This is a genomic window from Streptomyces lavendulae subsp. lavendulae (assembly GCF_002803845.1).
GTDB lineage: Bacteria > Actinomycetota > Actinomycetes > Streptomycetales > Streptomycetaceae > Streptomyces > Streptomyces lavendulae.
In genome coordinates this window covers 208,781-229,974 of record NZ_CP024986.1, presented here as the reverse complement: position 1 = coordinate 229,974, position 21,194 = coordinate 208,781, and the positions used below count along the sequence as shown (strand labels likewise).

The 21,194-nt window shown below is 70.3% G+C and carries 17 protein-coding genes; 7 read left to right on the top strand and 10 right to left on the bottom strand.

The window, feature by feature from the left end:
* Positions 1 to 118 precede the first annotated feature (118 nt).
* From fabG to SLAV_RS40525, 5 genes are read left to right on the top strand one after another with little or no spacing between them, the layout of a single operon-like run.
* Positions 119 to 904, top strand: a complete 786-nt coding sequence (fabG, locus tag SLAV_RS40545; RefSeq protein ID WP_031943707.1) for a 3-oxoacyl-ACP reductase FabG — start codon at positions 119 to 121, stop codon at positions 902 to 904.
* 34 nt (positions 905 to 938) lie between these two features.
* Complete coding sequence (locus SLAV_RS40540; protein WP_031943708.1) at positions 939 to 1,889, top strand: aromatase/cyclase; 951 nt, start codon at positions 939 to 941, stop codon at positions 1,887 to 1,889.
* Entirely contained in the window at positions 1,886 to 2,743 is an 858-nt protein-coding gene (locus tag SLAV_RS40535) for an oxidoreductase (protein ID WP_031943709.1), read from the top strand. The genes SLAV_RS40540 and SLAV_RS40535 overlap by 4 nt, the downstream gene beginning before the upstream one ends.
* Complete coding sequence (locus SLAV_RS40530) at positions 2,740 to 3,471, top strand: hypothetical protein (protein WP_030242222.1); 732 nt, start codon at positions 2,740 to 2,742, stop codon at positions 3,469 to 3,471. The genes SLAV_RS40535 and SLAV_RS40530 overlap by 4 nt, the downstream gene beginning before the upstream one ends.
* Positions 3,455 to 4,909: a multicopper oxidase family protein gene (locus SLAV_RS40525; RefSeq protein ID WP_030242221.1), complete on the top strand. Its 1,455-nt coding sequence runs from the start codon at positions 3,455 to 3,457 to the stop codon at positions 4,907 to 4,909. Before SLAV_RS40530 ends, SLAV_RS40525 begins: the two co-directional genes overlap by 17 nt.
* A 136-nt stretch (positions 4,910 to 5,045) precedes the next feature.
* Here SLAV_RS40525 and SLAV_RS40520 read toward each other — a convergent pair whose 3' ends face one another.
* The 7 genes from SLAV_RS40520 to SLAV_RS40490 all read right to left on the bottom strand — a co-directional run bounded on the left by SLAV_RS40520 (position 5,046) and on the right by SLAV_RS40490 (position 15,573).
* Positions 5,046 to 6,203, bottom strand: a complete 1,158-nt coding sequence (locus tag SLAV_RS40520; RefSeq protein ID WP_030242218.1) for a DegT/DnrJ/EryC1/StrS family aminotransferase — start codon at positions 6,201 to 6,203, stop codon at positions 5,046 to 5,048.
* A gap of 41 nt (positions 6,204 to 6,244) precedes the next feature.
* Positions 6,245 to 7,681: an adenosylhomocysteinase gene (ahcY, locus tag SLAV_RS40515; RefSeq protein WP_031943710.1), complete on the bottom strand. Its 1,437-nt coding sequence runs from the start codon at positions 7,679 to 7,681 to the stop codon at positions 6,245 to 6,247.
* Positions 7,659 to 8,564 carry a methylenetetrahydrofolate reductase [NAD(P)H] gene (gene metF, locus SLAV_RS40510; protein WP_031943711.1) on the bottom strand — a complete coding sequence of 302 codons (906 nt, stop codon included), beginning with the start codon at positions 8,562 to 8,564 and terminating at the stop codon, positions 7,659 to 7,661. The genes ahcY and metF overlap by 23 nt, the downstream gene beginning before the upstream one ends.
* Positions 8,561 to 12,052 (bottom strand): methionine synthase, encoded by a 3,492-nt coding sequence (gene metH, locus SLAV_RS40505; RefSeq protein WP_031943712.1) that lies wholly within the window; start codon positions 12,050 to 12,052, stop codon positions 8,561 to 8,563. Before metH ends, metF begins: the two co-directional genes overlap by 4 nt.
* Positions 12,049 to 13,032, bottom strand: a complete 984-nt coding sequence (locus tag SLAV_RS40500) for a carbohydrate kinase family protein (protein ID WP_030241897.1) — start codon at positions 13,030 to 13,032, stop codon at positions 12,049 to 12,051. The genes metH and SLAV_RS40500 overlap by 4 nt, the downstream gene beginning before the upstream one ends.
* Positions 13,033 to 13,102: 70 nt before the next feature.
* Positions 13,103 to 14,314, bottom strand: coding sequence for a methionine adenosyltransferase (metK, locus tag SLAV_RS40495; RefSeq protein WP_031943713.1), 1,212 nt, complete (start codon positions 14,312 to 14,314; stop codon positions 13,103 to 13,105).
* 104 nt (positions 14,315 to 14,418) lie between these two features.
* Positions 14,419 to 15,573 carry a nucleotide disphospho-sugar-binding domain-containing protein gene (locus tag SLAV_RS40490; RefSeq protein WP_030241894.1) on the bottom strand — a complete coding sequence of 385 codons (1,155 nt, stop codon included), beginning with the start codon at positions 15,571 to 15,573 and terminating at the stop codon, positions 14,419 to 14,421.
* A 220-nt stretch (positions 15,574 to 15,793) separates the two neighbouring features.
* Between SLAV_RS40490 and SLAV_RS40485 the strand changes: the two genes are divergently transcribed.
* A complete protein-coding gene (locus SLAV_RS40485; RefSeq protein ID WP_030241892.1) occupies positions 15,794 to 16,513 on the top strand; it encodes a class I SAM-dependent DNA methyltransferase in 720 nt (239 codons plus the stop codon).
* Between the two features lie 162 nt (positions 16,514 to 16,675).
* Positions 16,676 to 18,163: an MDR family MFS transporter gene (locus tag SLAV_RS40480; protein WP_031943714.1), complete on the top strand. Its 1,488-nt coding sequence runs from the start codon at positions 16,676 to 16,678 to the stop codon at positions 18,161 to 18,163.
* 39 nt (positions 18,164 to 18,202) lie between these two features.
* Here the strand turns inward: SLAV_RS40480 and rfbA are convergent, their stop codons facing one another.
* From rfbA to SLAV_RS40465, 3 genes are all read right to left on the bottom strand, one after another.
* Positions 18,203 to 19,135, bottom strand: coding sequence for a glucose-1-phosphate thymidylyltransferase RfbA (gene rfbA, locus SLAV_RS40475; protein WP_031943715.1), 933 nt, complete (start codon positions 19,133 to 19,135; stop codon positions 18,203 to 18,205).
* 133 nt (positions 19,136 to 19,268) lie between these two features.
* Positions 19,269 to 20,183, bottom strand: a complete 915-nt coding sequence (locus SLAV_RS40470) for an NADP-dependent oxidoreductase (RefSeq protein WP_030241887.1) — start codon at positions 20,181 to 20,183, stop codon at positions 19,269 to 19,271.
* 59 nt (positions 20,184 to 20,242) lie between these two features.
* Positions 20,243 to 21,193, bottom strand: a complete 951-nt coding sequence (locus SLAV_RS40465; RefSeq protein WP_030241884.1) for an aromatase/cyclase — start codon at positions 21,191 to 21,193, stop codon at positions 20,243 to 20,245.
* Between the last annotated feature and the right edge of the window lies 1 nt (position 21,194).

The window sequence follows — 21,194 nt, the reverse complement described above, 5'->3', positions numbered from 1 at the left end:
GGCTGGGTCCCGGTCCAAACGGGGGTGCGGGCCGGTCCCGAGGATCTTTCGAGCCGTCCTCCAGGCGGGGCCCCGACCCTGCCCGTGAGGTCACGTAGTTGAGCGTCGAGGAGAGCGCATGTCGGATCAGGGCAAGCGGGTTGCCGTCGTCACGGGTGCCACGAGTGGTATCGGGCTGGCCGTGGCGCGGCTGCTGGCGGTGCAGGGGCATCGGGTCTTCATCGGGGCCCGCAGCGCCGAGAACGTGGCGGAGACCGTCAAGGAGCTCCAGGGCGAGGGTCTGGAGGTCGACGGAGCGGTGGTCGACGTCCGCTCGACCGACGGGGTACGGGCCTGGATCCAGGCCGCGGTGGACCGTTTCGGCAGCGTGGACGTGGTCGTGAACAACGCGGGGCGTTCGGGTGGCGGTGTGACGGCCGACATCGCCGAGGAGCTGTGGCACGACGTGATCGACACGAACCTCAACAGTGTCTTCCGTGTCACGCGTGAGGCGCTGACCACGGGCGGGCTGCGGGCGAAGGACCGCGGCCGGATCATCAACATCGCGTCCACGGCCGGGAAGCAGGGCGTGGTGCTGGGCGCCCCGTACTCCGCTTCCAAGCACGGGGTGGTGGGCTTCACGAAGGCGCTCGGCAACGAGCTGGCCCCCACCGGTATCACCGTGAACGCCGTCTGCCCGGGTTATGTGGAGACGCCGATGGCGCAGCGCGTGCGGCAGGGTTACGCGGCCGCCTATGACGCGACGGAGGAGGCGATCCTGGAGAAGTTCCAGGCGAAGATCCCCCTCGGCCGTTACTCGACGCCGGAGGAAGTGGCCGGCCTGGTGGGTTACCTGGCTTCCGACGCCGCCGCCTCCATCACCTCGCAGGCGCTGAACGTCTGCGGCGGCCTCGGCAACTTCTGACCGTGCTCGTTTCGACTGTTGAGGAGTCATCGGCATGACGCAGCCCGGTCTGCGCGAGGTGGAGCACGAGATCACGGTCTCGGCTCCGGCCGCCGCCGTCTACCGTCTGATCGCCGAGGTCGTGAACTGGCCCCGGATCTTCCCCCCGACGATCTACGTCGACCAGGTGCCGGAGGGGCCCGGCGAGGAGCGGATCCGGATCTGGGCGACCGCGAACGGCGAGGCGAAGAACTGGACCTCGCGCCGCACCCTGGACGCGGAGGCGTTGAGGATCACCTTCCGCCAGGAGGTCACCGCGCCGCCGGTGGCCGCGATGGGCGGGACCTGGATCATCGAGGAGCTGTCCGCGCAGGAGTCGCGGGTGCGGCTGCTGCACGACTACCGGGCCGTCGACGACGACGCGGACTCGCTGGCGTGGATCGACGAGGCCGTCGACCGCAACTCGCGTTCGGAGCTTGCGGCGCTGAAGAAGAACGTCGAGGCGGCGCACGCGGCCGAAGAGCTGACGTTCTCCTTCGAGGACACCGTGCAGATCGAGGGCTCGGCGAAGGACGTGTACGACTTCGTGAACGAGGCGGACCGCTGGCACGAGCGGCTGCCGCACGTGGCCACGGTCCGTCTGCGCGAGGACACCCCCGGGCTGCAGGAGCTGGAGATGGACACGCGCGCCAAGGACGGCTCGGTGCACACCACCAAGTCCTACCGGGTGACGTTCGCGCACCACCGGATCGCGTACAAGCAGACGACCCTGCCGGCGCTGATGACCCTGCACACCGGTTACTGGACGTTCGAGGAGAACGAGGGCGGGGTGGCGGCCTCCTCGCAGCACACGGTGACGATCAACACCGACAACATCGCCCGGATCCTGGGCGAGTCGGCCACGGTCGAGGACGCCAAGCGCTACGTCCACACCGCCCTCAGCACCAACAGCACCGCCACCCTCCACCACGCCAAGGCCTACGCCGAGCAGAGGGCGGGACGATGAGCGACAGGACCGAACGCGTCTGGCTGATCACCGGGGCTTCCCGGGGTCTGGGCCGGGCCATAGCCGAGGTGGTCCTGGAGGCCGGCGACACCGTGGTGGCCACGGCCCGCAGCATCCCGGCCCTGGACGGGCTCGTGGAGCGCTTCGGCGAGCGGGTCGTCCCCGTGGCGCTCGACGTCACCGACCGCGCGGCGGTGCTGGCCGCGGTCGCCGAGGCGGCCGAGCGGACCGGGCGGATCGACGTGCTCCTCAACAACGCCGGCTACGGTCTGGCCGGCGCCGTGGAGGAGGTGAACGAGACCCAGGTCCGTGACCAGTTCGACGTGAACTTCTTCGGCGCGCTCTGGGTGACCCAGGCCGTCCTGCCGGTGATGCGCCGCCAGGGCAGCGGCCACCTGCTGCAGATGTCGAGCATCGCGGGCGTCACCACGTACCCCAACCTCGGCCTGTACTGCGCGAGCAAGTGGGCCCTGGAAGCGGTCAGCGAGACCCTGGCCCAGGAGGTCGCGGGCTTCGGCGTGAAGGTCACCCTGGTCGAGGCGGGGGAGTTCCGCACCGACTGGAGTGCGGGCAGCATGGTCCGCGCCACGCCCAAGTTCGCATACGACGAGGTCCTCGCCAAGCGCCGGCACGGTCTGTCGGGGGCCTACGCACACCTCCAGCCGGGGGATCCGCGGAAGGCGGGCGAGGCCCTGCTGAAGCTGACCGACGAGGCGGAGCCGCCACTGCGCGTCCTGCTCGGCGAGGGGGCCGCGGACCTGGCGCCGAACGTGCTGCGGGCGCGGCTGGCCGGCTGGGAGGAATGGGACGCCCTGGCCCGCACCACCGACTTCCCCGCGGAGAGCGGGCCGTGAGCGTGGTCGCCCGGGAACTGGTCGCCGCCGCCGGATACCGCCGGGCCGGCGGCACGTCGGGCACCGGCCCGGGGGTGGGGGCCGGGCGGGAACCCGGGGACGGCCCCGGGGGCGCGGCCCCCGGGGCCGTTCCCGGGGGCGTGGCGGGCAGGGGCGCGGGGGAGCGGGGCGCGCTGCGCCTGCTGTCCTCGTTGAGTCAGGTACCGCTGGGCCTGCTCGCCTTCGCCCAGGCCTTCGCGGTGGCGTGGATCGTGTACCCCCGCACCGAGGCGCCCCCGCCGCAACCGGGTGACCACGCCTGGTGGCACAGTGCCGGGCCGGTGGAGCCGGAGGCCTTCCGGCCCGGGCTGTTCCTCGCCCTGGCCACAGTGGCCTTCTACCTGACGCTGCCGCTGCTGGCCCTGGCCGGCCAGGTGCTGCGCCGCCGGTGCGGTCGGCTGGTGGGGGCCGGCGGCCGCTCGCTCCCCGCCCAGCTGGGTTTCGCGGCAGCGGCCACGGCCGTCGGCGCGGTGGTGACCGTACCGCTCGTGGTCCTGGCACGGGCCTTCTCCCCCGTGGACGGTGGGCCCCTGGGCGCTGTCGTCACCGCCGACGCCGTCACGGCCATGCGGTTGTGCGCCCTCGCCGCCCTGCTGCTGGCGTTCGTGGCCGGTGCGCCGTGGGCGGCCGCGGCCGGTGCTCCCTCCCTTCGAAGAGAATCCGGATCCTTGCATGCTGAATCGTCGTAATGCCCTCAAAGTGGCGGCCGCCGGTGGCGCGGCGGCCCTGTTCCCGTGGGACCGGCTGACCGGTGCCGGGTCCCAGGCCGTGGCCAGTTCCCTCGCCACGGCGGAGGCGGCGCCGATCGTACCGTTCGCGCACGCCATGCCGCTGCCGAAGAACCTCAAGCCGACCTCCTTCACGGCCACGTCCGACCTCTACGAGATACGGATGCAGGAAGCCCAGGTCGAGATCGTCAAGGGCCTCATGTCGAAGGTCCGCACCTACGACGGCACCTTCCCCGGCCCGACCATCCGGGCGACCCAGGGCCGTGAGGTCGTCGTCCGGCAGATCAACGAGCTCCAGGTGAACACCGCGGTCCACCTGCACGGGGCGCACGTGCTCTCCGAGCACGACGGCCTGCCGATGGACACCATCGTGCCGGGCGGCGAACGTACGTACCGCTACCCGAACAACCAGCCGGCGGCGTCGCTGTGGTACCACGACCACGCGCACCACCTGGAGGCCGAGAACGTCTTCATGGGCCTGCACGGCCTGTACCTGCTCACCGACCACAACGAGCGCACGCTGCCGTTGCCGAGCGGTCCCTACGACGTCCCGCTCGTCATCCGGGACGCGCGCGTCGAGGCGGACGGCACCCTGCTCTACACCCGCCCCTCGGACTGCCCGCACATGCTGGTCAACGGCAAGGAGCGGCCGTACTTCCAGGTCGCGGCGCGCAAGTACCGTTTCCGCGTCTACAACGCCTGCGCCAACCGCTACGTCAAGCTGCGTTTCGCCGACGGCATCGAGTTCACCCAGATCGGCACCGACGGGGGCTTCCTGGAGACTCCCGTGCAGCAGAGCGAGCTGCTGATGCTGGGCGGTGAGCGGGCGGACATCGTCGTGGACTTCTCCCGCTACAAGGTGGGCGACTCCGTGGTGCTGGAGAACCCGGGCGCGCAGTCGATCGAGCGCCCCGAGGTGATGCGCTTCGACATCGTGCGCACGGCGCCGGACTACAGCTTCGTGCCGGGCCGGCTGACGACGTACCCGCCGCAGCCGACGCCCACGGTGGAGCGGGACTTCGAGATCCGTACCTTCCCGGCGATGACCATCAACGGCCAGTCCTACGACCCGAACCGGGTGGACATCACGGCCAAGCTGGGCACCACCGAGGTGTGGACCGTCCGCAACGTGGAGGCCCCCGCGGCACCCGGGAAGCCGGACTTCCACCTGTGGCACAGCTTCCACACCCACCTGACGTACTTCCGGGTGCTGGAGCGCAACGGCAAGCCGGCCGGCACCCGTGACCTCGGTCTGAAGGACACCGTCACGCTCGGCCCCGGCGACACCGTGAAGATCGCCATGACCTGGGGGCCGTACACGGGCCAGTACCTGTACCACTGCCACCAGCTGGGTCACTCCTCCGGCGGGCAGATGGGCCGGATCGACATCGTGGCCTGACCGGTCGGAGCTGTGCCCAGGGGCGCCGGGTTTCCCGGCGCCCCTTCGGGCTCCGTGGGGTGGGGAACACGGAAACGGAACGCGGGGGCGGGGGGAGCGCGAACTCCCCCCGCCCCCGCGTACGCGGCCCCCCGCCTCAGGACCGGGCGTTCTTCTCCGCGGTGCGGGCCTCGACGGCCTTGCGCAGGGAAGCGGCGACGGTGAGCACGTCGGCGTCGCTGAGGCCGGGGTGCAGCGGGAGGCACAGCGTACGGTCGGAGACCCAGTCCGAGGAGGGGAGCCGGGTGTCGGGCGTACCGTACGTCGGGACCTTGTGCAGAGGGGCGTAGCGGAACGTCGTGTAGATCTCGTCCGCCAGCAGGTCGGATGCGACCTGGTCGCGGATCTCGGGGGACATCTGCACCCAGTAGAAGTAGTGGGTGGACTCGTGGCCCTCGGGGAGTTCCGGGGGAGTGAGCAGGCCTTCGATGCCGGCGAGCTCCCGGTCGTAGAGGGCGACGATCTCCTGGCGCCTGGTCACCATCTCGGGGAGCCTGCGCAGTTGGACGGAGCCGATGGCGGCGGTCAGGTCGTTGCCGATGACGCGGCGCCCGGGCTCGGGGATGTCCAGTTCCCACCAGCGGGCGGAGACCTTGGCGTAGCCGAAGCCGCTGGGCTGGGCGAGGCCGTGGTAGGCGAGGCGACGGACCCTCGCGGCCTGCTCGGGATCCTTGACGTAGATCATGCCGCCGTCGCCGGTGACGAGGACCTTCATGGCGTCGAAGCTCCACATGGCGAGGTCGCCGAAGGTGCCCACGGCCCTGCCGTCGACGCGGGAGGCCACCGAGCAGGCGGAGTCCTCGATGAGGGTGATGCCGAGCTCGCGGCAGCGTTCCGCGATGCGGACGATGTCGCCGGGGTAGCCGCCGTAGTGGAGGACGATCACCGCCTTGGTGCGGTCGGTGAGGACCTGTTCGATGTCGTCGAGCGTGGGGTTGAGGGTGCGGGGGTCGACGTCACAGAAGACCGGGCGGCCACCGCTGGTCATGATCGCGTTGGCGGCGGCGAGGAAGCTGAGCGAGGGCAGGACGACCTCGTCGCCCTCCTCCAGGTCCAGCAGTTCCGTGGCCAGGAAGAGCCCCGACGTGCCCGAGTTGATGAACACCACGTGTTCGGGTGCGACGCCGAGGTGCTCGGCGAAGGCCGCCTCGAAGGCCTTGGTGCGGGGGCCGTGGCCGAGCCAGTGGTCCTGGAACACCTGGGCAACAGCGTCGAGTTCCTCAGCACCCACCTGGGGCTGGAAGAGATTGATCATAGCCGCCTCTCTTGGCCGTCTCTGTACGGGTCGCGTGGGGATCAGTAGCGGTAGTGGTCGGGCTTGTACGGGCCTTCGACGTCGACGCCGATGTAGGCGGCCTGTTCGGGGCGCAGGGTGGTGAGTTTGACGCCGAGGGCGTCGAGGTGGAGGCGGGCGACCTTCTCGTCGAGGTGCTTGGGCAGCACGTAGACGTCGGTCGGGTACTCCGAGGGCTTGGTGAAGAGCTCGATCTGGGCCAGGGTCTGGTCCGCGAAGGAGTTCGACATCACGAACGACGGGTGGCCGGTGGCGTTGCCGAGGTTGAGGAGGCGGCCTTCGGAGAGGACGATGAGGACCTTGCCGTCGGGGAACTTCCAGGTGTGGACCTGGGGCTTGACCTCGTCCTTGACGATGCCCTCGACCTTGGCCAGGCCGGCCATGTCGATCTCGTTGTCGAAGTGGCCGATGTTCCCGACGATGGCCTGGTGCTTCATCCTGGCCATGTCGGCGGCCATGATGATGTCCTTGTTGCCGGTGGTGGTGATGAAGATGTCCGCGATCTCCACGACGTCGTCGAGGGTGGCGACCTGGTAGCCGTCCATGGCCGCCTGGAGGGCGCAGATCGGGTCGATCTCGGTGACGATCACACGGGCGCCCTGGCCTCGGAGGGATTCGGCGCTGCCCTTGCCGACGTCGCCGTAGCCGCAGACGACGGCGACCTTGCCGCCGATCAGGACGTCGGTGGCGCGGTTGATGCCGTCGATCAGGGAGTGGCGGCAGCCGTACTTGTTGTCGAACTTCGACTTGGTGACGGCGTCGTTCACGTTGATCGCGGGGAAGAGGAGGGTGCCGGCCTGGTGCATCTCGTAGAGGCGGTGGACACCGGTGGTGGTCTCCTCGGTGACGCCGCGGATCCCGGAGGCCAGGGCCGTCCAGTCGATGCCGGTCTTCGCCAGCAGGCCCAGGACCAGGGCCATCTCCTCGTTGTCGGCGGTGGACGGGTCCGGGACCGCGCCGGCCTTCTGGTACTCGACGCCTTTGTGGACCAGCAGGGTCGCGTCACCGCCGTCGTCCAGGATCATGTTCGGACCGGCGTGACCGGGCCAGGTCAGCGCCTGCTCCGTGCACCACCAGTACTCCTCCAGCGTCTCGCCCTTCCAGGCGAAGACCGGGATCCCGGCCGCCGCGATCGCCGCGGCCGCGTGGTCCTGCGTCGAGTAGATGTTGCACGACACCCACCGGACCTCCGCGCCGAGGGCGACGAGGGTCTCGATCAGCACGGCGGTCTGCACGGTCATGTGGAGCGAACCGGTGATCCGCGCGCCGGCCAGCGGCCGCGCCTCGGCGTACTCGCGGCGGATCGACATCAGACCCGGCATCTCGTGCTCGGCCAGGGTGATCTCCTTGCGGCCGAAAGCGGCGAGGGAAAGATCGGCGACCTTGAAATCCGTGAAGTCCGTGGAGTCCTTGAGGTCAGCGGTGGGCTGCGAGGACATGCTGTGTGCTCCTTGAGTTCAGTACGTTGCGGTGGATCTCCAGCGTCGCCGTGGAGCGGTTGAGGGTGATGTAGTGCAGCCCCGGGGCTCCCTCGGCCAGCAGCCGCTGTGCCATGGCGGTGGCGTACTCGACGCCGATGGCGTGTCCGGCGGCCGGGTCGTCGCGCACGGCATCGAGGCGGCGGGCCAGTTCCCCGGGGAACGAGGCGCCGCTGAGCTCGGCGAACCGGCCGATCTGGCGTACGTCCGTGGCCGGCATGATCTCCGGGACGATCGGGGTGTCGCAGCCCGCGGCGGCCACCCGGTCACGCAGCCGCAGGTAGTCGTCGACGTGGAAGAACATCTGGGTGATCGCGTAGTCGGCGCCCGCCCTGCACTTGGCCACGAAGTGCCGCATCTCGCTCTCCCAGTCAGGGGAGCGCGGATGCCGCTCGGGGAACGCGGCGACGCCGACGCTGAATGCACCGGAGTCCCGGACCAGGCTGACCAGCTCGTGCGCATGGGTCAGGCCCTGCGGATGGCGGACCCAGGGAGCGTTCGGATCGCCGGGCGGATCGCCGCGCAGGGCCAGGACGTCCCGTACGCCCACGTCCGCGTACTGCCCGATGATGTGGCGCAGCTCGGCGACGGAGTGCCCGACGGCGGTGAGGTGGGCGACGGGGCGAAGCGTCGTCTCGGCGGCGATCCGCTTGGTCACCTCGACGGTACGGTCCCGGGAGGAGCCGCCGGCCCCGTAGGTGACCGATACGAAGGTCGGGGCGAGTGCCTCGATACGGCGGATCGCCTCCCACAGCACGCGGGAGCCCGCATCGGTCCTGGGCGGGAAGAACTCGAAGGAGAAGGACGGCACCCCGCCGGCAAGGGCTTCACGCAGGGCTGTCATGAGCGTCCCCCGGCGTTGAAGTAGGTGGCTTCGGGGTGGTGGATCACGATGGCGTCCGTGGACTGTTCGGGGTGGAGCTGGAACTCCTCCGAGAGGTGGACGCCGATCCGTTCCGGCCGGAGGAGGTCGGCGATCTTCGCCCGGTCGGCGAGTTCGGGGCAGGCCGGGTAGCCGAGGGAGTAGCGGCAGCCCTGGTACTCGGTGCGGAACATGCCGTCGACCGAGGCCGGGTCGGACCCGTCGATGCCCAGTTCGGCGCGGACGCGGGCGTGCCAGTACTCGGCCAGGGCCTCGGCGAGCTGGACGGACAGGCCGTGCAGCTCCATGTAGTCGCGGTAGGCGTCGGCTTCGAACAGCTTGGCGGTGGCCTCGCCGATCTTGGAGCCCATGGTGACCACCTGGAGGGCGACCACGTCGGTCTCGCCGGAGTCCTCGGGGCGGACGTAGTCCGAGAGGCAGAGGTGGCGGCCGCGGCTCTGGCGGGGGAAGGTGAAGCGGGTCCGCTCGCTCCCGTCCTCGTCGAGGATGATCAGGTCGTCGCCCTTGGAGACGCAGGGGAAGTAGCCGTGGACCACGGCCGCTTCGAGCAGGTTGTCCGTGTGCAGGCGGTCCAGCCAGCCGCGCAGCCGGGGCCGCCCCTCGGTCTCGACCAGCTCCTCGTAGGAGGGACCGCCCCGGGCCTGCTTCAGACCCCACTGGCCCTTGAAGAGGGCCTGTTCGTCCAGCCAGGAGGCGTAGTCCTTGAGCGGGATGCCCTTGACCACCCGGGTTCCGAGGAACGGCGGGGCGGGGACCGGGTTGTCGGCCGCTACGTCGGAGCGTGCGGGGGGTTCTTCGGGGCGCTCTTCGAGGACCAAGCCGGTGGGCGGCACACGGCGTTGCTTGAGGGGTGGGAGGGTGGCGCCGGGGACGCCGCGTTTGACGGCGATGAGGGCGTCCATGAGGCGGAGGCCTTCGAAGGCGTCGCGTGCGTAGCGGACTTCGCCTTCGTAGATTTCGTGGAGGTCCTGTTCGACGTAGGCGCGGGTGAGGGCCGCGCCGCCGAGGATGACGGGGAAGCGTGAGCCGAGTCCCCGGGCATTGAGCTCTTCCAGGTTCTCTTTCATGATCACGGTGGACTTGACCAGGAGACCCGACATGCCGATCACGTCGGCCTTGTGTTCCTGGGCGGCTTCCAGGATCGCGGAGACCGGCTGCTTGATCCCGATGTTGACGACGTTGTAGCCGTTGTTCGTCAGGATGATGTCGACGAGGTTCTTCCCGATGTCGTGGACGTCCCCGCGGACGGTGGCCAGCACGATCGTGCCCTTGCCCTCGTCGTCCGTCTTCTCCATGTGCGGTTCGAGGTAGGCGACGGCCGTCTTCATCACCTCCGCCGACTGCAGGACGAAGGGCAGCTGCATCTGGCCGGAGCCGAACAGCTCGCCGACGACCTTCATGCCTTCCAGGAGGGTGTCGTTGACGATGTCCAGGGCGGGGCGTGTCCGCAGGGCTTCGTCGAGGTCGGCCTCCAGGCCGTTCTTCTCGCCGTCGATGATGCGGCGCTGGAGGCGTTCATCCAGCGGCAGGGCGAGGAGTTCCTCGGCGCGGCCGGCCTTCAGGGACTTGGTGTTGACGCCCTCGAAGAGGGCCATCAGCTTCTGCAGCGGGTCGTAGTCGCCCTCACGGCGGTCGTAGATCAGATCCAGGGCGGTGGTGACCTGTTCCTCGTCGAACCGGGCGATCGGCAGGATCTTCGACGCGTGCACGATCGCCGAATCCAGACCCGCCTTCACGCACTCGTCGAGGAACACGGAGTTCAGCAGGACACGCGCGGCCGGGTTCAGGCCGAAGGAGATGTTCGACAGACCGAGGGTGGTCTGCACGTCGGGGTGGCGGCGCTTGAGCTCACGGATCGACTCGATCGTCGCGATGCCGTCCTTGCGGGACTCCTCCTGCCCCGTGCAGATCGTGAACGTGAGCGTGTCGATGAGGATGTCCGACTCGCGGATCCCCCAGTTCCCCGTCAGGTCGGCGATGAGACGCTCGGCGATGGCGACCTTGTGCCCGACCGTGCGGGCCTGGCCCTCCTCGTCGATGGTCAGCGCGATCAGCGCGGCACCGTGCTCCCGCGCCAGCTGCGTGACCTTCGCGAAGCGGGACTCGGGCCCGTCACCGTCCTCGTAGTTGACCGAGTTGATGACCGCACGCCCGCCCAGCTTCTCCAGACCGGCCTGGATCACCGGAACCTCGGTGGAGTCCAGCACGATCGGCAGCGTCGAGGCGGTCGCGAAACGCCCGGCGAGTTCCTGCATGTCCGCGACACCGTCACGCCCGACGTAGTCCACACACAGATCGAGCATGTGCGCGCCCTCACGGATCTGGTCCCGGGCCATCTCCACACAGTCGTCCCAGCGCGCCTCCAGCATCGCCTCACGGAACTTCTTCGACCCGTTCGCGTTCGTCCGCTCACCGATCGCCATGTACGAGGTGTCCTGCCGGAACGGCACCGTCTGATACAGCGAAGCGGCACCCGGCTCGGGCTGCGGGCTGCGCGCGGTGACGGCCGTGCCACGCACCCGCTCCACCACCTGCCGCAGATGCTCCGGAGTGGTGCCACAGCAGCCGCCGACCAGGGACAGACCGTACTCACGCACGAACGTCTCCTGCGCATCCGCCAGCTCAGGAGCCGACAGCGGATAGTGCGCACCCTGCTTCGTCAGCACCGGCAGACCCGCGTTCGGCATGCAGGACAGCGGGATACGGGCGTTGCGCGCCAGGTAGCGCAGGTGCTCACTCATCTCCGCGGGGCCGGTCGCGCAGTTCAGACCGATCATGTCGATCCCCAGCGGCTCCAACGCCGTCAGCGCCGCGCCGATCTCCGAACCCAGGAGCATCGTGCCGGTGGTCTCGACGGTGACGGAGCAGATCAGCGGAACGCTGACCCCGAGGGCCTCCATCGCGCGCCGGGCACCGATGATCGAGGACTTCGTCTGCAGCAGGTCCTGCGTGGTCTCCACCAGCAGGGCATCCGCCCCGCCGGAGATCAGACCCTCCGCGTTGATCTGATAGGCGTCACGGATCTGCGCGTAAGTGATGTGGCCCAGGGTGGGAAGCTTGGTGCCCGGGCCGATGGAACCCAGCACCCACCGCTGCTGACCCGTCGAAGCGGTGAACTCGTCCGCCACCTCACGCGCGATCCGCGCACCGGCCTCCGACAGCTCGAAGTTCCGCTCGGGAATGTCGTACTCGGCGAGCGCCGCGAAGTTCGCACCGAAGGTGTTCGTCTCGACGCAGTCCACACCCACCGAGTAGTACGCCTCGTGGACGGAGCGCACGATGTCGGGGCGCGTCACGTTCAGGACCTCGTTGCAGCCTTCGAGCTGCTGGAAGTCCTCCATCGTGGGGTCCTGCGCCTGGAGCATCGTTCCCATGGCTCCGTCGGCGACGACCACACGGGTCGCGAGCGCCTCCCGGAGGGCATCGGCCCGGGTCTGGTGCGTGGTCACAGGGACTCCGCCAGCCACGGTTCGATCTCCCGGACCGCCTCGTTCCCGTAGACCCGGCCGATCCTGGCCAGCAGGTCGGCGGAGAGCAGCTTGTACTCCTGCGTGCCCACCGATTCGAGCACCACCGTGGCCAGGGCGCAGCCGAGCTGCGCGGCACGTTCGTAGGACAGCTCCCACGAGAGGCCGGAGAGGAAGCCGGCGCGGAAGGCGTCGCCGACGCCGGTCGGGTCGACGACGTCCTGGGTCGGGACGGCCGGGATGTCCAGGTGCAGTCCGTCGGCGCGGGTGATGGAGACGCCGTCGGCGCCGCGTGTGGTGATCCAGGTGCCTACGCGGACCAGGACGTCCTCCTCCGTCCATCCGGTGCGTTCGCGCAGGAGGGCGCTCTCGTACTCGTTGGTGAAGAGCAGGTGGGCCCCGTCGACCAGGGAGCGGGTCTGTTCGGAGTCCAGGCGGGCGAGTTGCTGGGAGGGGTCGGCGGCCACCGGGATGCCGAGGGCGTGGGCGGTGGCCGTGTGCCGGAGCATGGCGGCGGGGTCGTCGGCGCCGACGATGACCAGGTCGAGGCCGTCCGTACGGTGGTGGGCATCGGCGAGATCGATGAGGTGGGCCTCGGCCATGGCGCCCGCGTAGAAGGTGGCGATCTGGTTCTGGTCGACGTCCGTGGTGCACACGAAGCGGGCCGTGTGCAGGGTCTCGCTGACCCGGACGGACGTGGTGTCCACGCCCGCCTCGCGCAGCAGGTCCTCGTATTCACGGAAGTCGACGCCCGCGGCGCCCACGAGTACGGGCCGCAGGCCCAGCCGCCCGAGGCCGAAGGAGATGTTCGCGCCCACGCCGCCGCGCCGTACTTCCAGTTTGTCTGCCAGGAAGGACAGGGACACGTGCTCGACCATCTCGGTGATCAGCTGTTCGGCGAAGCGGCCGGGGAAGACCATGAGGTGGTCGGTCGCGATGGAGCCGGACACGGCGATGCGCAAGACGCTGTTCCTCTCACTCGGGGCGGGCGGGCGGGTGGGCGGTGCGGACCCGCGGACTGCGGACTTGCGGTCAGTGCGCGGCCGCGGCCTTGCGGAGGGCGTCGACGCGGTCGGTGCGTTCCCAGGTGAAGTCCGGCAGCTCGCGGCCGAAGTGGCCGTAGGTGGCGGTCTGGGCGTAGATCGGGCGCAGGAGGTCGAGGTCGCGGATGATCGCGGCGGGGCGCAGGTCGAAGACGCTGGACACGGCTTCCTGGATGCGTTCGTCGGGGAGGGTGCCGGTGCCGAAGGTCTCGACGAAGAGGCCTACGGGTTCGGCCTTGCCGATGGCGTACGCGACCTGGACCTCGCAGCGTGCGGCGAGGCCGGCGGCGACGACGTTCTTGGCGACCCAGCGCATGGCGTAGGCGGCGCTGCGGTCGACCTTCGACGGGTCCTTGCCGGAGAAGGCGCCGCCGCCGTGGCGGGCCATGCCGCCGTAGGTGTCGATGATGATCTTGCGGCCGGTGAGGCCGGCGTCGCCCATCGGGCCACCGATCTCGAAGCGGCCGGTCGGGTTGACCAGCAGCCGGTAGCCCTCGGTGTCCAGCTTGATGCCGTCCTCGACGAGCTGCGCCAGGACGTGCTCGACCACGTGCTCGCGGACGTCGGGGACGAGGAGGGAGTCGAGGTCGACGTCGGCGGCGTGCTGCGAGGAGACGACGACGGTGTCGAGGCGGACGGGGCGGTCGCCGTCGTACTCGATGGTGACCTGGGTCTTGCCGTCGGGCCGCAGGTAGGGAATGACGCCTTCCTTGCGGACCTGGGTCAGGCGGCGGGAGAGCCGGTGCGCGAGGTGGATGGGCAGGGGCATCAGTTCGGGGGTCTCGTCGGTGGCGTAGCCGAACATCAGGCCCTGGTCGCCGGCGCCCTGCTTGTCGAGTTCGTCGCCCTCGCCCTCGACGCGCTGCTCGTACGCCGTGTCCACGCCCTGCGCGATGTCGGGGGACTGCGCGCCGATGGAAACCGACACGCCGCAGGAGGCACCGTCGAAGCCCTTGGCGGAGGAGTCGTAGCCGATGTCGAGGATCCTGTCGCGGACGAGCTGGGCGATCGGCGCGTACGCCTTGGTGGTCACCTCGCCCGCGATGTGGACGAGACCGGTGGTGATCAGGGTTTCCACGGCCACGCGGGAGGTCGGGTCCTCGGTGAGGAGGGCGTCGAGGATCGTGTCGCTGATCTGGTCGGCGATCTTGTCGGGGTGGCCCTCGGTCACGGACTCCGAGGTGAACAGACGGCGGGACATGACTCTCCGGTGGCTGGGGGTGGACGGGTGGCGCCGGCGGGCGGACCTCCATGCTGGGCAGCGGTTCTGGAAGTCCGCTCAACGTCCGGTCGTTGCCGGGTCGGTCAGTTCGCGTCGAGCAGGCCCAGCAGCCGCGGCACGATCTGGTCGGGTCCCGGCTGGGCGGCCAGGGCGGTGGCCGCGGCCCGGGTGGAGGCCCGCAGTTCCGTGTCGTGCAGGAGGGTCTTCAACAGCTGGGCGTCGACCTGCTCGGGGTCCCGGTTCAGGCCGAGGCCGCAGCGCTCCACCATCGCGGCGTTGATCCAGTTGTCGGCGCCGTGGGGCATGGCCAGCTGGGGGACGGCGGCGTGCGCGGCGGTCAGGGTGGTCCCGGACCCGCCGTGGTGGATGATCGCGTCGCAGGTGGTGAGCAGGGTACTCAGCGGGGTCCAGCCGACGACCCGTACGTTCTCCGGCAGCGTGCCGAGGGAGTCCAGGTCGGGGTCGTCCCCGAGGGCCAGGACGAACTCCGCGTCCACGTCGGCCGCCGCCGTCAGTACGCTCTCCAGGCTTCCGATGCCGGCCACGTGGGGCACGGTGGTGCCCAGGGTGACGCAGACGCGCGGGCGCTCCTTGGGCCGGGCCATCCAGTCGGGCAGGGTTCCGCCGCCGTGGAAGGGGACGGACCGCATCGTCCAGCCCTCGCCCTCACCGTGCATCATGTCCTCGGGCGCGAAGTACAGAGAGGTGATGGACGGCAGTTCCACCGGTACGCCCACGCGCTCGTAGAGCGGCGCCAGGTACGGCAGGAAACGCTCGGCCATGGTGCCCTCGCGCAGGAAGCTGAACCCGTGCTCGACGGCGGGGATGCCCAGGGCCCTCGCCGTGACCAGCGCGGCACCCTGGAGCTTGGAGTACACGATCAGGTCCGGCTGCCAGGCGGTCGCGAACTCCAGGATCCCGTCGAGCATCAGGTCGCTGACCCGGGAGAACTTCTCCAGGATGACGTCGGGGGTCTCCAGGGTCTCGGCGATGGCCAGGCCGCGCTCGCGCATGGCGCGCGTCCGCTCCTCCGGCGTGCCGACCTTGGGGAAGATCGAGGCGAAGTCGGCGCCGGGAGAGACCTCGCGGACGGCGAAGCCGGCGTGGGCCGCCGCCTGCGTGGAGACGCCCGAGGTGGCCACGACGACATCGTGTCCGGCGGTACGGAACGCCCACGCGAGGCCTGAGAGCGGATACAGGTGGTCAAACCCCGGAGAGACAGCGAACAGTACGCGCATCGCGACGACCTCAATCCCGAATGATGCATGGAGGACCATGCCGGCTTTCGGCGCAGACTGTGCCGCGAGGCGCTCGACGGCGGCTCGGGCGACGCCTGACGGGGCCATGCCGACGGGCGGTGTACGTCGACCCGGAGTCCAGGGGGGCGCGAGCCGGGTGCGGAAGCCTCGTCGCGGTTCGAGGGCGACCCGGTCCCACGGGCCCAACGGGAGGAATTCGATGTACGAGAACAAGAACCAGGCGGAGCTCTACGACCGGCTCTATCAGGACCGCAAGGACTACGACGCCGAAGCCGCCCAGGTCGCCGGGTTCGTCCGGGCCCGCAAGGACGGGGCCTCCTCCCTGCTGGACGTGGCGTGCGGCACCGGCATCCACCTCGCCGCCTTCGCCAAGCAGTTCAACCGTGTCGCCGGCCTCGACCTGTCCGAGTGGATGGCGCAGGTCGCCTCCGAGCGCCTGGGCGGTGTGCCCGTACACCGGGGCGACATGCGCAGCTTCGATCTGGGCGAGACCTTCGACTCCGTCGTGTGCATGTTCAGCTCGATCGGCTACCTGCGTACCGTCGAGGACCTGGAGTCCGCGGTGGCGGCGATGACCCGGCACCTCTCCGAGGGCGGTGTGCTGGCCATCGAGCCCTGGTACTTCCCGGACACCTTCCTTCCGCAGCACGTGTCCGTGCACGCGCTCAAGGACGGCGACCGGGCCATATCCCGCGTCTCCCACTCCACGCTCGTCGACGGCAACGTCACCCGCATGGAGATCCACTACCTCACCGCCGACCCCGAGACGGGCGTCCAGCACCGCAGCGAGATCGACGACCTCACCCTGTTCTCGCGTGAGGACTACGCGAACGCGTTCCGCAAGAGCGGTCTGTCCGACGTGGAGTACGTCGAGACGGGCGGCGGCCGCCCGGGATTCTTCCTCGGCACCCGCGCCTGACCTTCCCGTACCGCTCGACGGCCCGCCCCGCACCCGGCGGGCCGTCTGGTTTTCGCCCCGCCGCGGCGGGCGCGTCCGGGCACCGGGGGCACGATCCGGAACCACCGATTCGCTCGAACCGGATTCGAGGAGGAGTGGAGGCTCCGTCCGTACGGTCCTCGCATGCAGACTCCACCCCCGGAACGCCTGGACCGCAAGCTGCTCATCCTTGCGGGCACGCTCCTCATAGGCGCCATCGCCTCCCTGCTGGACTCCACGATCGTCAGCGTCGCTCTCAACGACATCTCGGCCGATCTGCACGCGTCCGAGTCCGCCCTCTCATGGGTGAGCACCTCCTACCTCCTCACCCTGGCCCTGGTGACCCCGCTCGTGGGCTGGGCCGTCGACCGGTTCGGCAACAAACGGATGTGGATGTGCGCCCTGACGGTGTTCCTGGGCGGATCGGTGCTGTGCGGGCTGGCGTGGTCAGTCGAGAGTCTGATCGCGTTCCGCGTCGTCAAGGGCATCGGCGGCGGCATGGTCCTGCCGATGGTGCAGACGATCCTCGCCCAGGCGGCCGGTCCCAAGCGCTTCGGCCGGGTGATGAGCCTGGTGGGCATTCCCGGGCAGCTGGCGCCCATCCTGGGGCCGGTCGTCGGCGGCCTCATCATCGACGCGGCCGGCTGGCGCTGGATCTTCTTCGTCAACGTCCCGGTGATCCTGGTGGCGTTGGTGCTGGCACAGCGGGTGCTGCCGTCGTCCGCCAAGGGCGGGGAGGTCAAGGTGGACCGGCGCGGCATCATGCTGCTGCCGCCCGGCATGGTGGCGCTGGTGTACGGGTTCTCCCGGGTCAGGGACGTGTCGCAGCTGACGGATCCGCTGACGCTCGCGGTGCTGCTGGCTGGTCTGCTGCTGGTCGCCGCGTTCTGCGTGCACTCCGCGCGCTCCGCCGACCCGCTGGTCGACGTGGCGCTGTTCCGCTCCCGCGCCTTCTCCTCCTCGTCCCTGCTGGTCTTCCTCAACGCCGTGGCCGTCTACGGCCCGCTCTTCGTCCTGCCGCTCTTCTACGCCCGCTACCTCGGCTACGACAGCTCCACCATCGGCTGGCTGCTGGCCCCCCAGGGCCTGGGCATGCTGGTGGGCATCTCGGCGGCCGGGTGGCTCACGGACCGCTACGACCCCCGGCTGCTGATCCTGGGCGCCACCGTCCTGTCCGTGGCCGGCACCGTCGGTTTCACCCAGCTCTCGGCAGACACCGACGACCTGCTCCTCGGCTTCTCGCTGGGGCTGCGGGGCCTGGGTCTTGGCGTCGTCGGCGTCTCCATCCTGATCACCGCCTACCTCGACATCCCGAGCGACCGGATCCCCCGCGGCACCGTCATGATCGCGGTGGTCCAGCGGGTCGGGGCCTCCTTCGGGACGGCGATGGTCGCGCTGCTGCTGTCGGTCAACCTCGGTTCCGGCGGCGGTTCGGGAGAGGCCGGTGCAGACCCCGCCGCGTACGCGAACACCTTCTGGTGGGTGCTGGGCATGGTGGCGGCGATGGTCGTGCCCGCGCTCTTCATGCCGAAGCGGCCCCGGACGGAGGCCGCCGCCGAGGAGCCCGCCGCGGAGGCGGCACCGTCGGCGGAGCCGGGAGCCGGGGCGGGCGCGGACTGTCGCCGAGGCTGAGGGGGAGCCCCCTCAGCCCGCTCAGCCCGCTCAGCCCCCTCAGAACAGGACCGGGGCGGTCCCGGCCACACCGGCCGGGACCGCCTGCGCGTGCTCCGCGGTACGGGCCGCCTCCGCGACCGACATCACGTACTCCCCGTAGCCGGACTTGTGCAGGGCACGGCCGAGCCGATGGCACTGGTCGGCGTCGATGAAGCCCATCTGCAGGGCTATCTCCTCGACGCAGGCGACGCGCAGGCCCTGGCGGCGCTCCAGCGTCTGGATGTACTGCGAGGCCTCCAGCAGCGAGTCGTGCGTGCCGGTGTCCAGCCAGGCGAAACCCCGGCCGAGGTCGACGAGGGCGGCCTTGCCGCGGGCCAGGTACTCCAGGTTGACGTCCGTGATCTCCAGCTCGCCGCGTGCGGAGGGTTGCAGGCCGCGGGCGATGGAGACCACGTCGTTGTCGTAGAAGTACAGGCCGGTGATGGCCCGGTTGGACTTGGGCCGGACCGGCTTCTCCTCGATGGACACCAGCCGGCCGTGTGCGTCGGTCTCGCCGACGCCGTACCGCTCCGGGTCGCGCACGGGATAGCCGAACAGCAGGGCCCCGTCCGTGTGCGGGACGTGGTGGTGCAGCAGCTGGGCGAAGCCGGGGCCGTGGAAGACGTTGTCGCCGAGGACGAGGGCGACGGAGTCGTCGCCGATGTGGTCGGCGCCGATGACGAAGGCCTCGGCGAGTCCGCGCGGTTCGGCCTGCTCGGCGTAGGACAGGCGCAGGCCCAGGGAGCTGCCGTCGCCGAGGACCCGGCGGAACTGGGGCAGGTCGACCGGGGAGCTGATGACGAGGATGTCCCGGATCCCGGCGAGCATGAGCACCGACAGCGGGTAGTAGATCATCGGCTTGTCGTAGACGGGCAGCAGCTGCTTCGAGATCCCGAGGGTGAGCGGATGCAACCGGGTACCGTTCCCGCCGGCCAGGATGATGCCCTTCACGGAAGTCTCACCTCATGTCGTCGTCGCCTGCGCCGAGCCTGCGGCCATGCGGTCGAGGGAGCCTTGAAGCCCGCACGCGGAGGAGGGGGGCGGCCGTCACGGCCACCCCCCTCCCGCCGTCCCGCGCGGTGGGTCAGTCGACGGTCAGGACGACCTTGCCGCGGCCGTGGCCGCTCTCCACGTCCCGGTGGGCGTCGGCGGCCCGGGCGAGCGGGTACGCCTCCCGGATGTGGATGTTCACCTTGCCCCGGACGTACAGCTCGACGAGCTCGGCGAGGCGCTCGGCCGAGCGGGCGCCCGCGACCGGCGGGAGGCCCAGTTCCTGGGCCACCTCGTCGGCGATCATCGTGGTGACCCGGCTGCGGTCCTTTGCCACCTCCACCGAGGCCCGCAGGGCCTCGGGTCCCGCCGCGTCGACGGCCGCGTCCACGCCCTCGGGCGCGATCGCCCGGACCCGCTCGGCAAGGCCCTCGCCGTAGGTCACGGGGATGGCGCCCAGCGCGCGCAGGTGGTCGTGGTTGCGCTCGCTGGCCGTGCCGATGACCCGGCCCGCGCCCCAGGCGAGGGCGAGCTGTACGGCGAAGGTGCCGAAACCGCCGGCGGCGGCGTTGACGAGGACGGTGTCGCCCGGCTGGACGCCCACCGTGGACAGGGCCATGTGCGCGCCCTGGCCGTTGCCCGAGAAGCCGGCCGCGACCTCCCAGGGCATGCCCGCGGGCTTGCGGACGATCTGATCGGCGGGCACCACGAGGTACTCGGCGTACCCGCCCAGCACGCCGTAGCCGAGGACCTCGTCGCCCACCTCGAACCCGCTCACGCCCTCGCCGGTCCGGTCGATCGTGCCGGCGAACTCGTTGCCCAGGACCAGCGGGAACTCCCGCTTGATGAACGGCGGGGTCCAGCCGCCGCGCACCCGGACGTCGAAGGGCAGTACCCCGGCGGCCCGGACGCGGACACGTACTTCCCCGGGGCCGGCTTCCACGTCCTTGACCGTGGTTTCCCGCAGCACCTCGGGTGCGCCGAACTCAGTCAGAGCGGCTGCTCGCATCGTGGGGTCCTTTCAGCTGTTCAGCGGTCCAGCGGAGAATTCGGCTGTCGATCGGTGGATCACTTCGCATCCTGCTCCAGACGGTGTTTGACCGCGTCGAGTATCAGCCGAACCTTGGAGCTCAGCTCGCTCTGCACGAAGCCCCGCGCGGCCTCGGTCGAGGCGCCTTCGCCGAGGACGGCGGCGACCCCCGACTCCTTGATGACGACCGTCTGCACGGAGCGGACGCGGGTGGTGCCGCCCTCCTCCGTCAGGAGCCACTGCACGTGGTGCGAGGCGCCCAGCGGGGGCAGCAGCAGCTGCTTGTAAGCGATCTTGTTGTCGGGCAGGCCCACGCGGGCGGCCCGCGTGGTGAAGGACCCGCCGTGGCGCTCGATGGTGTCGAGCTCCAGGACGTGGGTGTGTCCCGGGCCCTCGCCCCGTACCTCGGCCCGCGCCACGTGCTCCATGTGGTCGGGCCACTCCCCGGCCCCGTACAGGGCGGCGAACACCCGCCCGACGGGAGCCTCGACGGTGACGGTGTCCTCGACGGTGACCAGGGCCTGCGGCCGCAGCGCGGCGAGCTCCGCGGCCTCGCGGACCGCGGCCACCTCCGAGAGGGCGATGCCCTCGACGGTGGCGAGAGTGGTGGCGGCCGCCTCCGGGTCCTCCTCCTTGAGGCGGAACTCGTGCTCCAGGCGGACCACGCAGCCGCCGTCGGCGGACGGTTCGACCACCCAGGTCCGCTTCATCGACTCCAGCTGCGGCGGCAGGGATTCCGGCCGGAACTCGACGCGCAGGGCCTCCTCGTCGACGCTGCGCAGCGCCACCCAGTGCTCGACGGTGCCGTCGTAGTGCCCCCACATGCCGATCCGGTCGAACCCGCCGTCACGGCCGAGGTTCTCCAGGTGGACGAAGGACGCGAAGACGCGGGGCCAGTTGTCCTCGTCCGCGAGCAGCCGGTGGACCTCCCGCGCGGGGGCCCGTACCGGTGCCCCGTGCGAGGACCGGTGGATCGGTGTCTGTCCCATG